The organism is Sinorhizobium sojae CCBAU 05684 (assembly GCF_002288525.1).
GTDB classification, from domain to species: Bacteria; Pseudomonadota; Alphaproteobacteria; order Rhizobiales; family Rhizobiaceae; genus Sinorhizobium; species Sinorhizobium sojae.
On sequence record NZ_CP023067.1, the window covers coordinates 2,210,713 to 2,224,213 of the forward strand.

The 13,501-nt window shown below is 64.0% G+C and carries 11 protein-coding genes; 5 read left to right on the forward strand and 6 right to left on the reverse strand.

The features are described 5' to 3' along the window. Positions 1-145 precede the first annotated feature (145 nt). The 4 genes from metF to SJ05684_RS10905 form a co-directional block, all read right to left on the reverse strand. Positions 146-1,090 carry a methylenetetrahydrofolate reductase [NAD(P)H] gene (metF, locus tag SJ05684_RS10890; RefSeq protein WP_050979911.1) on the reverse strand — a complete coding sequence of 315 codons (945 nt, stop codon included), beginning with the start codon at positions 1,088-1,090 and terminating at the stop codon, positions 146-148. 2 nt (positions 1,091-1,092) lie between these two features. After that, positions 1,093-2,115, reverse strand: coding sequence for an ArsR/SmtB family transcription factor (locus SJ05684_RS10895; RefSeq protein ID WP_095694251.1), 1,023 nt, complete (start codon positions 2,113-2,115; stop codon positions 1,093-1,095). Positions 2,116-2,606: 491 nt separating this feature from the next. Then, positions 2,607-4,256, reverse strand: coding sequence for an energy-dependent translational throttle protein EttA (gene ettA, locus SJ05684_RS10900; protein ID WP_034851264.1), 1,650 nt, complete (start codon positions 4,254-4,256; stop codon positions 2,607-2,609). A 118-nt stretch (positions 4,257-4,374) separates the two neighbouring features. Next, complete coding sequence (locus tag SJ05684_RS10905) at positions 4,375-5,148, reverse strand: ribonuclease T2 (RefSeq protein ID WP_034851267.1); 774 nt, start codon at positions 5,146-5,148, stop codon at positions 4,375-4,377. Between the two features lie 223 nt (positions 5,149-5,371). Here SJ05684_RS10905 and SJ05684_RS10910 point away from each other — a divergent pair, with 223 nt between their 5' ends. From SJ05684_RS10910 to SJ05684_RS10920, 3 genes are read left to right on the forward strand one after another with little or no spacing between them, the layout of a single operon-like run. Continuing rightward, positions 5,372-6,322 carry an alpha/beta fold hydrolase gene (locus SJ05684_RS10910; protein WP_034851270.1) on the forward strand — a complete coding sequence of 317 codons (951 nt, stop codon included), beginning with the start codon at positions 5,372-5,374 and terminating at the stop codon, positions 6,320-6,322. After that, entirely contained in the window at positions 6,319-7,269 is a 951-nt protein-coding gene (locus SJ05684_RS10915; RefSeq protein WP_034851274.1) for a DMT family transporter, read from the forward strand. Before SJ05684_RS10910 ends, SJ05684_RS10915 begins: the two co-directional genes overlap by 4 nt. A 44-nt stretch (positions 7,270-7,313) precedes the next feature. Continuing rightward, complete coding sequence (locus tag SJ05684_RS10920; RefSeq protein ID WP_034851277.1) at positions 7,314-8,960, forward strand: thiamine pyrophosphate-binding protein; 1,647 nt, start codon at positions 7,314-7,316, stop codon at positions 8,958-8,960. A gap of 16 nt (positions 8,961-8,976) precedes the next feature. Here SJ05684_RS10920 and SJ05684_RS10925 read toward each other — a convergent pair whose 3' ends face one another. Continuing rightward, positions 8,977-9,315, reverse strand: a complete 339-nt coding sequence (locus tag SJ05684_RS10925) for a protein tyrosine phosphatase family protein (RefSeq protein ID WP_034851279.1) — start codon at positions 9,313-9,315, stop codon at positions 8,977-8,979. A gap of 72 nt (positions 9,316-9,387) precedes the next feature. Further along, a complete protein-coding gene (locus tag SJ05684_RS10930) occupies positions 9,388-10,248 on the reverse strand; it encodes a DUF4432 family protein (protein ID WP_095694252.1) in 861 nt (286 codons plus the stop codon). 225 nt (positions 10,249-10,473) lie between these two features. Here SJ05684_RS10930 and SJ05684_RS10935 point away from each other — a divergent pair, with 225 nt between their 5' ends. Together SJ05684_RS10935 and SJ05684_RS10945 are read left to right on the forward strand one after the other, a co-directional pair. After that, positions 10,474-11,919: a L,D-transpeptidase family protein gene (locus SJ05684_RS10935; protein WP_034851288.1), complete on the forward strand. Its 1,446-nt coding sequence runs from the start codon at positions 10,474-10,476 to the stop codon at positions 11,917-11,919. A gap of 265 nt (positions 11,920-12,184) precedes the next feature. Continuing rightward, positions 12,185-13,474: an NAD(P)/FAD-dependent oxidoreductase gene (locus SJ05684_RS10945; protein ID WP_034851292.1), complete on the forward strand. Its 1,290-nt coding sequence runs from the start codon at positions 12,185-12,187 to the stop codon at positions 13,472-13,474. Positions 13,475-13,501 lie beyond the last annotated feature (27 nt).

Here is a 13,501-nt window from a genome sequence, read left to right on the forward strand (position 1 = left end):
GCAAACTCTTTGAACTTACGCATCGTGCTTTCCGAAAATCGGGTCCGATTTCCGGGCCAGCCAGCCAGCACAGCGATTTGGAGGTCCCAAATCGTCTTGGCCAATCTCCATAAATCGAGCGTGCAGACTGCCGCTAAACCTCGGTTCACCGAGCTCCCGCGGCCGTCTTGATCGACTCGTCGACCGCCCTTTCCTCGGCCTTCACCGGCGAACGGACATAACCGAGGAGCTCACACACGGCGGCGACGAGGGGCGAGCGGTTCATGGTATAGATATGAAAGTCGCGCACGCCGCGCCGGACGAGATCGACGATCTGCTCGGCAGCGATATGGCTCGCCTCCCGGAACCGCTCCGCAGGCTGGTCATCGAGATGCGCAAGGCGCGAGGTGATCGCATCCGGCACCGTGGAGCCGCAAAGCCCGGCGAATTTCATCACCTGTGAAAGATTGTTGATCGGCAGGATGCCGGGGACGATCGGGACGTCGATGCCCGCGCGCCGCACCTGATCGAGGTAGCGTTCGAAATGGTCGTTGTCGAAAAAGAATTGCGTGATCGCCCGTGTCGCGCCGTTGTCGACCTTGCGCTTCAACATGTCGATGTCAGCCGCAGCGTCGCGGCTTTCCGGGTGTTTTTCCGGATAGGCTGACACCGAAATCTCGAAATCGCCGCGCGCGCGCAGTGCCTTGACGAGCGCCGCAGCGTTCTCGTATCCGCCCGGAAACGGCTGGTAGGCGCTGCCGACGCCTCCCTGCGGGTCACCCCTCAACGCCACGAAATGGTGGACACCGCAGGCCAAAAACTCTTCCACGACCGCGTCGACCTCGGACCGTGGCGCGCCGACACAGGTCATATGTGCGGCCGTGTTCCGGAAACCCATCTCTCCGATCATGCGCCTGACCGTCGTCAGCGAGCGGGCCTTGGTCGAGCCGCCGGCGCCGTAGGTTACGGTCTGGAAGGCCGGGGCGAAGGACGCTAGATCCGCCACCGTCTGGAAGAGTTGCGTTTCCATTTCCTCGTTCTTCGGCGGGAAATATTCGAACGAGAGCCTGATATTGCCGCGCTCGCTCGGATGTAGCGACGTTCTTTCCATGCTCAAACTCCCCCCGCCTGGAGACGCTGGCGCGGCATATCCGCGATGTTGCTGGCGACGCGCTGGTCGCGGGCCAGCCAGATGGTGACCGTCAGTTTCCCCTCATCGGCATCCTCGGGCGCAAGGTCGGTCGTCTTCTCGGGCGCGAGACCGGCCCGCTGCAGCCACTCGGCCATCGTCTGTTGTGAAAAGCCGAGGCGGGCATGCGCATGCTCGTCGCGCAGATATTCGAGCCCATGCGGGGCAAAATCGATGATGACGAGCCGGCCGCCGGGCATGAGCATGCGCGCGGCCTCCGCGATCGCCGCCTCCGGCTCCGCCAGGTAATGCAGCACCTGGTGGATCGTCACGAGATCGAAGGTTTGATCGTCGAGCGGCAGATTGAAGATGTCGCCATGGCGGATCGACGCCTTGGTGATGCCGGCCTTGTCGAGGTTGGAGCGGGCCACCGCCAGCATGTCGCGGCTGGCATCGACGCCGATGCCGCGCCGGTAGATGCCTTCGAAGAGCTGCAGGATACGGCCGGTGCCGGTGCCGAGATCGAGCAGGCTGTCGACGGGTTCGTCGCCGACCATCGCCTTCAGCGCCGCCTCGACGTCGCCTTCGCTCACATGCAGGCGCCTCAATTCGTCCCATTCGGCGGCATTGCGGCTGAAATAGGCCTGCGCCTTTTCCGCACGCGCCTTCTTCAATGCCACAAGCCGCATCGCATCGCGCGCGAGAACGGCATCGTCGGCAGCGGCCGCCGCTAAGAGCTCGCGCACCAGCGCCACGCGGCCACCTTCCTGGCGCAACCGGAAATAGGCCCAGGCGCCTTCCTGATAGCGATCGATCAGGGCGACTTCGCCCAGGAGCTTCAGGTGCCTCGAAATGCGGGGCTGCGACTGGCCGAGAATTTCGGTCAAGTCGGTTACGGTGAGATCGCTGGCGGCAAGCAGCGCCAACAGGCGCATGCGCGTCGGTTCCCCCGCCGCCTTCAAGACGTCGACCAGTGCATCCAAGCCAAGTGTGTCACGATCAGCCATCGCATTCCCCATCAACACATAAAGATATCTTTATGTGAATTGCAGATGGTGCGCAAGCGAATTTGCGCAGGAAGGCAAAGGGACGTCGTTGGAAAGTCAGGCCGACAGTCGACCTTCCCCCGCGCTCGTCACGGAAATCCGCCACGGCGCATCCGCGCCGTCAATGCTGCCGGCTCGCGGCACTCGACTCGGCACCTCGTTCCTGTGCTTGTCATTTGGAATCCGGCGCACAAGTCCTATCGCATCGGCCTTGAAAATCGGACCCGATTTTCGGAAGCACGAGGCAGCTTCAAATGCTTACTGCGTGCTGTCTGCGTCCTGAAGGACGCACGCGCCGTAGGGCGGAGAAACGGACGTGCCGTTCGGCGCCGTCCCCATTCTCCGAGCCATCACAATAATGGAACCTACCCTCTGGCCCAAGCGACCGCGCCGCCTCGCGAACGAAGCGGCCGGTATGTGGGTTCCGGCACCGGACATCCCGGGCCGACGCCCTACCGCGTCAGGCGCTTATAGGTCACCCGTGTCGGGTTGACCGAATCGGGGCCGAGGCGGCGGATCTTGTCCTTCTCATAGTCCTCGAAGTTACCCTCGAACCACTCGACATGGCTGTCTCCCTCGAAGGCGAGGATGTGGGTCGCGAGGCGATCGAGGAACATACGGTCGTGGCTGATGATCACCGCGCAGCCGGCGAAGTTCTCGAGCGCATCCTCGAGCGCGGCCAGCGTCTCGGTGTCGAGATCGTTGGTCGGTTCGTCGAGCAGGATGACATTGCCGCCGGATTTCAGCATCTTGGCGAGGTGCACCCGGTTGCGCTGGCCGCCGGAAAGTGTGCCGAGCTTCTGCTGCTGGTCGCCGCCCTTGAAGTTGAAGGACGAGCAATAGGCGCGCGAATTGACCTCGTGCTTGCCAAGCTTGATGACGTCGTTGCCGCCGGAGATCTCTTCCCAGACGGTCTTGTTCGGGTCGAGCGCATCGCGGCTCTGGTCGACATAGGCGAGTTGCACGCTGTCGCCGATGCGGAAGGAGCCGTCATCCGGCTGTTCCTGGCCGGTGATCATCCGGAAGAGCGTCGTCTTGCCGGCGCCGTTCGGGCCGATGACGCCGACGATGCCGCCCGGCGGCAACTTGAAGCTCAGCCCATCGATCAGCAGTTGGTCGCCATAGCCCTTGGAAAGATTGTCCGCTTCGATGACCACCTGGCCGAGCCGCTCTCCGACCGGAATGATGATCTGCGCGTCGCCCGGGCGCCGATCGGCGGCCGCCTTGACCAGCTCGTCATAGGCGCGGATGCGTGCCTTGGACTTTGCCTGCCGGGCCTTCGGGCTCGAGGCGATCCACTCCTGCTCGCGGCTGATCGCCTTCTGTCGGGTAGCCTCCTCGCGCCCCTCCTGCGACATGCGCTTGCCCTTGGCTTCGAGATAGGCGGAATAGTTGCCCTCATAGGGAATGCCGCGACCGCGATCGAGCTCGAGGATCCAGCCGGTGACGTTGTCGAGGAAGTAGCGGTCGTGCGTGATCATCAGCACGGCACCCGGATATTCACGCAGGTGCTTTTCGAGCCAGGCGATCGTCTCGGCGTCGAGATGGTTGGTCGGTTCGTCGAGCAGCAGCAGGTCCGGTTGCGAGAGCAGCAGCTTGCAGAGCGCGACGCGGCGCTTCTCACCGCCCGAGAGGTTGTTGACGTCGGCGTCGCTCGGCGGGCAGCGCAGCGCATCCATCGCCATTTCCACCTGGCTGTCGAGATCCCAGAGGTTCTGGCTGTCGATGATGTCCTGGAGCTTCGCCCCCTCTTCCGCCGTCTCGTCGGAATAGTTCATCATCAGCTCATTATAGCGGTCGAGGATCGCCTTCTTGGCTGCAACGCCTTCCATGACGTTCTCGACCACGGTCTTTGCGGGGTTGAGCTGCGGCTCCTGCGGCAGATAGCCGACGGTGGCGCCTTCCGCGACCCAGGCCTCGCCGGTATATTCATGGTCGAGACCGGCCATGATCCTGAGAACGGTCGACTTACCCGCCCCATTCGGGCCGAGGATGCCGATCTTGGCATCCGGGTAGAAGGACAGATGGATGTTCTCCAGGACCTTCTTGTTGCCGTAGGCCTTGTTGAGCCCGGCCATGTGATAGATGAATTGACGTGCCATAAAGCATGCTCCGCATCGGAAGGGGAATTTTGCCCGCTATGTAGGCGAAATATGGTGGCGGGGCAATCCGCCAAAGGCTTTGCCCACGCCGATCCCCGCTCGCGGAGTGTCGTTCGGATCAGGCTCGCCCGGCGGCGTCCACGATCCCCTTCGCGCATTTGAACTCGGTTGTTCCGGCCGCCTGGATCAGGCCCTGGAGATCCGCCTTGCCCGAAAGATCGCCGGTAAGCCCGACGGTGAGGCCCGTGATCACGCTGCGTCCGGCAACCGTCTGGCAGCGCATCCGCACCCGCTCTCCCGCACCCGCTCCGAAGCTCCTGTCGAATGCCGCCTTGATCTCGGCTTCGCCGACCTCGGAGCCGATCCTGTCGGCAAAGAGGGCTCGCACGGCGGAATCGTTCAACTGGTCGAGCAGGCGAAGCTGCAACGCGAAATAATCCTCGGCATTCGCCGCCTGGCAGGTGCCGCTGCGCAACCATTGATGCCGGTCGAGGCCGGATTTCACGCCCGGCATGGCGACGAGCAGGCGCGCGGCAGTCTCGTCCGCTATGGCGAGTTTCGGCAGGTCGAGCCAATCGCCCTTGCGATCGCGGGTCTTCAGCTCTGCCTCGACGCCGCAATAGCTTTTCCTGAGCGGCCAGAGACCGTGCAGCGAGAAATGCGTCGCATCGAACCGCTCGGCCGCCTGGTCCACGCACTCCTTGCGCGTCGGTCGCGTCTCGCAGAAACCCGGCTGCCAGCTGACCGCCAGGACATATTGCGTCCGGCCAGCCTCCGCCGCCACGCCGCCCTCCGGCGCTGCTTCTTCCTGCGCCGCCACCGGGGACATAAGTCCCAGGCCCAGTACAAGCGCGGCAACCCGCGCTACTCTCACCATTTCCCGCACTGCCATAATGGCCTCCGTTGAAAACAAAACAAGAACAAATGAACAACAAAAGCGGGAATATTGCAACCCCTGCTGAACACCTTCGGAATTCTCCTGATCTCATGCGCAACGAGCAACAAGCGGCGATTGCCTTTGCCGGCCAAATCGATTTGATATCTCGGCGCGGATTTCGCGCTCTGTCCGTTCGGAGGCGGTGTTGCGGGCTTTGAGGAATTGTTCGGGGGATCGCATGTTCGGGCAGATAGATACGCATCAAAGCCCGACGGGCGCATTGCTCGCCTGGCGCCACTGGCCTGCCCTCAAACCGACCGCCATTCTGCTCGTCAGCCATGGTCTCGCCGAACATGCGCAACGCTACGCACGTTTTGCCGAGGCCATGGCCGCCCACGGCTTCCATGTCTACGCCCACGACCATCGCGGACACGGCCACACCCGCGCACCTGACGCGCCGCTGGCGACATTTGCAGCAAAGGGGGGCGCCGAAATGGTCATTGCCGACTTGCGCGCCGTCCGCGAGATGGCCGTCGCCCGTCATCCCGGCCTGCCGGTCATCCTCTTCGGCCACTCCATGGGCGGTCTAATCGCCCTCAATGCAGCCGAAACGGATCCTCGATCCTATGACGCGCTCGCCGTCTGGAACTCCAATTTCCGGCCGGGCCCTGCCGGCCGCGCGGCCCAGGCGATCCTCAGGATCGAGAGAATGCTGAAGGGTTCGGACGTACCGAGCCTCTTCCTTTCGCGTCTCACCTTCGGCGCCTGGGCTCAGGCCATCCCGAATCGGAAGACTGCTTTCGATTGGCTGTCGCGGGACGAAGAAGAGGTCGCGAAATATATCGCCGATCCGCTTTGCGGCTTCGATCCCACCGTGTCGCTGTGGATCGACGTCTTCAAACTCGTCTACGCCGGAGCGCGCGCCGACCGGTTGGCGCAACTGTCCGCGCACCTTCCCGTTCACCTCGTCGGCGGCACCGCGGATCCTTCGACCGATGGCGGCGCGGCAATTTGCTGGCTTGGCGATCGCATGAAGGCGCGCGGCATGACGGACGTCACGGTCGTTATCCACCAGGGCATGCGCCACGAGACGCTCAACGAGATCGGCCGCGAAAAGGCGACGCAAGACTTTGCCGCCTGGTGCCAAAAAGCGGTGGGCGCGAATCCCCCGATAGGCGCACGATCATGACCGATATCACTCTTTCCCGGCCTGCGCCCGATCACCGCGTCACCTACGGCTTGACGCTGATGGTTCTTTCGGTGCTGATTTCGCCGGTGATCGACATTTTCGCCAAGCTGGCGATCGCCACCGTCCCGTCGGCGGAGATCACCGCCGTGCGCTTCCTGCTCCAGGTCGTCTTCATTCTCCCAATCGTCTTCGTCCGGCGCACGCTCCTCGACCTCACCTGGAAGAAAAGTGCGCTGCATGCCTTGCGCGGCGGTCTCCTGGTGCTGACCATGCTTTCCTTCATCACGACGCTGAAAGTGATGGAAGTGGCCGATGCCATCGCCATCTTTTTCGTCGAACCGATCATCCTCACCATTCTCGGCAGCATCTTCCTGAAGGAGACGATCGGCTGGAGGCGCTACGCAGCCTGCGCCGTCGGCTTCTTCGGCGCCATCCTCGTCATCCAGCCGAGCATGCAGGAGGTCGGCCCGATCGCGCTGCTGCCGATCGTCGCGGCTTTCACCCTCGCCGTCTTCCTGCTGGTCACCCGCATGGTCGCGCAGAACGAGGATCCCTGGTCGATGCAGTTCCATGCCGGCATATGGGGCGGCCTTTTCTGCCTCGTGCTGCTGGGATTCGGCGAGGGTACGGGCTCGAGCGTCTTCGATCCCGTCTGGCCGGAGGGTCACGCCTGGTTCTATCTATTGGGTGTCGGGATCACTGCCACCGTGTCCGGCGTGCTCGGCGTCTATGCCTATCGCGCCGCACCGGCCTCGGTGCTCGCGCCGTTGCAATATCTGGAAATCGTGTCGGCGACGATCTTCGGCTGGCTTGTCTTCGGCGATCTGCCGGATGCGCTGAAGTGGCTCGGCATCGCTATCATCATCGGCTCCGGGCTCTATATCATCTGGCGCGAGCGACAGGTGCAGAAGACCGCCGGCACGCCGCCGGTCACGCCGGCAATCTGAGGTGCCGGACAGGACATTGTGACAAAGCATTGGGAGGTGTTCGGATGAAAACAGGAGGGCAACTGGTCGTAGAGGCGCTGGTGGCGAACGGCGTCAAGCGCGTTTCCTGCGTACCGGGTGAAAGCTATCTGGCAGTTCTGGACGCACTTTACGACACCGATATCGACGTCGTCGTCTGTCGCCAGGAAGGCGGCGCCGCGATGATGGCTGACGCCTGGGGCCGGCTGACCGGCGAGCCCGGCATCTGCATGGTCACCCGAGGCCCCGGCGCGACGAACGCGTCTGCCGGCCTGCACGTCGCCCGGCAGGATTCGACTCCGATGATCCTGTTTATCGGCCAGGTGCAGCGCGATGCCCGCGAACGCGAAGCATTCCAGGAAATCGAGTATCGCCGCGCTTTCACCGAGGTCGCGAAATGGGTGGGGGAGATCGACGACCCGGCGCGCATCCCGGAATTCGTCACCCGCGCCTTTGCCGTCGCCACCTCCGGCCGCCCCGGCCCGGTCGTGCTGACCCTGCCGGAAGACATGCTCACCGAGAGCGCAGATGCCCCCGCCGCGCGCGCCTACCAGCCGGTCGAAAGCCATCCGGGACCAGCTCAGATCGCCCGCCTCGAGGCGCTCATCTCGGAAGCGAAGCGGCCGATCGCCATTCTCGGCGGCACGCGCTGGACGGCCGGGAGCGTCGCCGAATTCGAGCGTTTCGCCGAGCGCTGGCATCTGCCCGTCGGCTGCTCCTTCCGCCGCCAGATGCTGTTTGACCATCTGCACCCGGTCTATGCCGGCGATGTCGGTATCGGCATCAATCCGGCGCTCGCCGAGGAAATCCGGCAAGCCGATCTCGTCCTGCTCGTTGGCGGCCGTTTCTCGGAGATGCCCTCCTCCAGCTATACGCTGATCGATGTGCCCTATCCGAAACAGAGGCTGGTCCATGTGCACCCCGATCCCTCCGAACTCGGACGCGTCTATCGTCCGGATCTCGCGATCGCCGCGAGCCCTCGCGATTTCGTGGCCGCGCTTGAAAACGTAAAGCCTGCCGCAGAACCCGCCTGGTCCGCCCGCACGGCGGCCATGCACGCAGCCTATCTCCGTTGGTCGACGCCGCCGGAGACGGGACCGGGCGACGTGCAGATGGGGCCAATCATGAACTGGATCGAGGCCAATACGGCCCCCGACACCATCTTCACCAATGGTGCTGGCAACTACGCCACCTGGCTGCACCGCTTCCATCGCTTCCGCCGTTACGGAACCCAGGCGGCCCCCGCCTCCGGCTCAATGGGCTACGGCCTGCCGGCGGCGGTGGCAGCCCAGCACCTCCACCCCGACCGCGAGGTCATCTGCTTTGCGGGCGACGGCTGTTTCCTCATGCACGGCCAGGAATTCGCGACCGCGATCCGCTACCGACTGCCGATCATCGTGCTCGTCATCAACAACGGCATCTACGGCACGATCCGCATGCACCAGGAGCGCGAATATCCCGGCCGCGTCAGCGCCACGGATCTCACCAATCCGGACTTTGCCGCGCTTGCCCGCGCCTATGGGGGGCACGGCGAGACGGTGGAGCGGACGGAGGAATTTGCCGAAGCCTTCCGCCGGGCCCGCGCCAGCGGCAAGCCGGCCATAATCGAGATCAAGCTCGACCCGGAAGCAATCACGCCGACCCGCACGCTCACCGAAATCCGCAAGGGTTGAGAGAGTCGGCGTGTCGTCAGCCTCGGATATGCAGCGTCTGCTGGTAGACGGCGGTGGAGCGTGCGCCGGAGCGGCAGTAGCCAAGCATCGGGCGCGGAAATTCGTCGAGCGCGTCGACCATGCGGGTGACGGCGTCTGCCGTGACCCCCATGGGGCCGATCGGGATATGGGTGATTTCCAGCCCCAATTCCTCAGCGCGCGCGGCGATCGCATCGAAGGTCGGCTGGTCGGGCGCCTCGAAATCCGGACGGTGGCAGACGATGGACTTGAAGCCGAGCCCCTTGATCTCGTCGAGGTCCTCGACCGTGATCTGGCCCGCGACCGAATATTCGTCGTTGATCTGGCGAATGTCCATGATGGCGTTTCCTCATGAGTCCTTTGCCTTGGTGTAGGCCGGGCACCCCTCGGCGTCAATCGCCAAGCGGCTTCAGGAGATCGCGAAGGCGAGCGCATAGTCGCGGCTGCCGCCAGGCTCCAGGAGGTCGAGTTCGCCGCCCGCAAAAAGCTCCGCCCGCTTCGCCAGCCGGTGCGACGCGGGCTCGATGCTGATCACATCGGCACTGCCGCGCTGGCAGCGCCACATCTGCAGGAAGGGCAGCGTCTCGGCCCGGAACCGCACGTGGAGGCTGCGCCCTGCAAGCCCCGGCAGCGGGGAAAGCGAAACCTCCGCCCACGCGTCGGCGCCGACGACGGCGGGCAGGCAGAAATGCGCGCGCTCCCCCTCGCCGAAGCGCCAGGCCAGCGAACCGCCCTCGACCGATGGGCTTTCGATCCGCGTTTCCTCGCCGAGGAGACGGCCGGCGATGTTCATGTGATACATCATCATCGGCGCAAAGGCCGTGGGTCCGATATTGACGACGCGATCCTCGAGCAGCACACTCTGGCCACCCCGCTCGACCCGCCAGCAGCGCTCGATCGCCGCCCTGCCGCCGCAGGCAAGCGCGACTTCCGTAATCGCCGTGCAATGGCTGCCGGCGGAAGCCATGTCCGTTCCTGCCACCGGGGTCCCGGGCAGTGAGCCATGCAGCGGATAGCATGCGCCGTCACCACGGCCCTCGACCGGCTCCGGGTGACGGATATGGTCGGGGCCGCAGGTGAAGAAGAAGCCGGCCAGCGCGCGGTCGATCCGCGGGTCTCCGTCGAACGGAATTGCGTCGCCCGGCGAGAGGTCGACGCCCGCAACGACGAAGGCAGCGATGTCGAGTGCCGAGGAGCGGTCGAACAGGAGATAGACCTCGCCCGTTTCGACTGCATTGCCGCCTGCCCCCACGCCCGTCCGCACTTCCATCCCCTTGGCCCTCAGAATCAGCTGTGACGAGGGCAGGATAGCTCAATTGGGCCAGTCCTTGCTCGCCGCATCAGCTTGAACCATCCCGCGCTGGAAAACGTTGAATTCAAGACGGTCGAGAGTGGCGGCGATCGGCCGTTGCGCTCGCGAAGGGTCTCGCCTAACTAGGTTTTAAGGGAATGTTCATGATGAATTCATTTTTTTCACATTAACGTCGAAATCGCCATGTACCGCCGCGAGGCAGCCAGCATGAAAACAGGTTCTATCGTGACGTCAACGACCCGCATCGGCCTTTCGCTTCTCGCCGCCGCCGGCCTTGTGGCCGTGTGGCTTGCACCGGCGCGTGCGCAGGAAGGCTATGGCGGCTATTGGCACCGCGGCGAGATTATGCTCGTCACGCCCGAGGGCGACATTCTCGACTACATGCCCCGGGAGGACGAAGTGCACGTCGTGCGCGATCGCCGCGGCCGCACGCTGCTGATCGACGACTGGGGCAATATCGTTGCGACCGTCGTGCCGAATGACGGCTATGGCGTCCGCCGCCGCCGCGGCTACGGCGTCGACGTCTATTCCAACCGGCCCGACCGCGGATACGACTACTCCGAGCCGGGCGAATTTACCGGCACCGTCCCCGATTACCGTGACGTGACGCCGGCACCGGTGGAGCGCGAGGAGCTTCCGAACAGCCTGCCCTCGCTGATCGAAGGCGACCAGGCCGCCTATGATCCGCAGTATGAGGACCCGTTGAGGCAACCTATGCCGCCGACGGCCCCGGTCCACGGCAAGTCCCGGGCGGAGGTCGCGGCGTTGCAAGTCTTTCTCGACCGGGAAGGTTTCTCGCCCGGCGTGATCGACGGCAAGATGGGGTCCAACGTCACCAAGGCGATCGAGGCCTGGCAACAGGCAACCGGCGAAACGCTCGATCCAAACAACACCGAGGATATCCTCGAACGGCTGCGCTTCAACGGCGGCCTGCCGATTACCACCTATACCATTACCGCGGCCGATGCGGCCGGCCCCTATGTCGCCTCGATTCCGGAAGATTACGCCCACAAGGCCCAGCTCCCGCATCTTTCCTTCACGTCCACCGCCGAAATGCTTGGCGAAAAATTTCATATGGACGAGAACTATCTGCGCGAGCTCAATCCCGGTGTGGATTTTTCCATTCCGGGCACCACGATCAAGGTGATCAATCCAGGCCCGAACAAGAACGGTAAGGTGGCGCGGATCGTCGCCGACAAGGGACGCAAGCAGGTCCTCGCCTATGACGAGGCGGGGAAGATGATTGCCGCCTATCCGGCGACGATCGGATCCTCGGACACGCCCTCGCCCAGCGGCACCGTGACCGTCGAGCGCATCGCCTTCAACCCCGGCTATACCTACAACCCCAAGATCAATTTCAAACAGGGCTCGAACGACAAGATCCTGCAATTGCAGCCGGGACCGAACGGTCCGGTGGGCACCGTCTGGATTGCACTCTCCAGGCCGACCTACGGCATCCACGGCACCCCGGATCCGTCGAAGATCGGCAAGACCCAGAGCCACGGTTGCGTGCGCCTGACCAACTGGGATGCGACCGAGCTCGGCAAGATGGTGAGCGCGGGCGTCACCGTCCAATTCGTCGACGAGCCCGGGGCGCCGATTTCGGCGGATGTTTGGAATCCTTATTAATTCGCCTACAGCGCCGCGCGTCTTTTCAGACGCGCGAAGGTTCGCTGAACTCTTTGAATCTGCGCATCGAGCTTTCCGAAAACCGGATACGATTTTCGGGCCGATGCGCTAAGCTCGACTGGGCGGAGGGCGGTTCTCGCCTGCCTTTCGTCGTTTCGTCCAGCATCGTCAGCCTTCATGACTTCATGAAACATTGTCATGAAAATGTTTGCCGCATTCGCTCTATCAAAGGCAAAGAATCCCGGCTGATAAAGGAATATCCGCGATGGCGACGGAGCGCCCTCTTCCCAATCTCTGGCATGCGACGGCACCAGCTGCCCCCGGGACGGCGCCGCTAACAGGGGAATTGCGGTGCGATGTGGCGATCATCGGCGGTGGCTTCACCGGTCTCTCGGCTGCTTTGCACCTCGCCGAAATGGGCGTGAAGGCAGCGGTGATCGAAGCCAGGACCATCGGCCACGGCGGCTCGGGCCGCAATGTCGGTCTGGTCAATGCCGGCATGTGGGTGAAACCCGACGACCTCATCGCCACGCTGGGAGCCGAAGCCGGCAACCGTCTGCTGCATGAGCTCGGCGCCGGCCCCTCCCTCGTCTACGAGCTCGTCGCCAAGCACGCCATGGCATGCGAAGCGGTGCGCAACGGAACGCTGCACATGGCCGTCAGCGCCGAGGGACTGAACGAGATCCGCGAGCGCGAGGCGCAGTGGCAGAAGCGCGGCGCACCCGTCGAGGTGCTCCCGGCCGAGAAGGCGCATGTGCTTTCCGGCGCCGAAGGATTCACCGGCGCCCTGCTCGACCGGCGGGCCGGCACGATCCAGCCGCTCGCCTATGCAAGGGGACTCGCCCGTGCGGCGATCGCCGCGGGTGCCGAGATCTTCACCGACACGCCGCTTCTGGCCGCCGAACGCAAGGGCGACCTGTGGAAACTGGAGGCCGGCCGCGGCACGCTTACGGCCAGGCATGTCATAGTCGCCACCAATGCCTATGGCGCGATGGTGAACGGTACGCCATGGAAGGCGCAGACGCGGGAACTGACGATCCTTCCCTTTTTCCAGTTCGCAACCAATCCGCTTGCCGACAGGGTCGCCGAACGCATCCTGCCGGAACGTCAGGGGGCCTGGGATACCGGCCTCGTGATGACGTCGTTCCGCATGGATCAAGAGAACCGGCTGATCTTCGGTTCCATCGGTCGCCTCGATGCGATGGCCGAAGGCACCCACCGCGCCTTTGCCGCCCGTTCGCTGCGCAAGCTCTTCCCCTATATCGGCGATTTCCGCTTCGAATATTGGTGGGATGGCCGCATCGGCATGACCACCAACAACCTGCCGGTGGTGCACGAGCTCGCGCCGAATGTCATTTCCGTCAGCGGCTATAATGGCCGCGGCATCGCGCCCGGAACCGTATTCGGCCGCGCGCTCGCCCGCCATGTTACCGGCGATGGCTCGGCAATCCCGTTGGCACAGACGCCGATCACGGCGGATCCCTGGCGGAACGTCAAGTCCGCCTTCTACCACGCGGGCGCGCAGGCCAAGCACTTCATCGACCGGCGATTCTGACGGCAGTCCGCCCGCCGAGCGAGATCG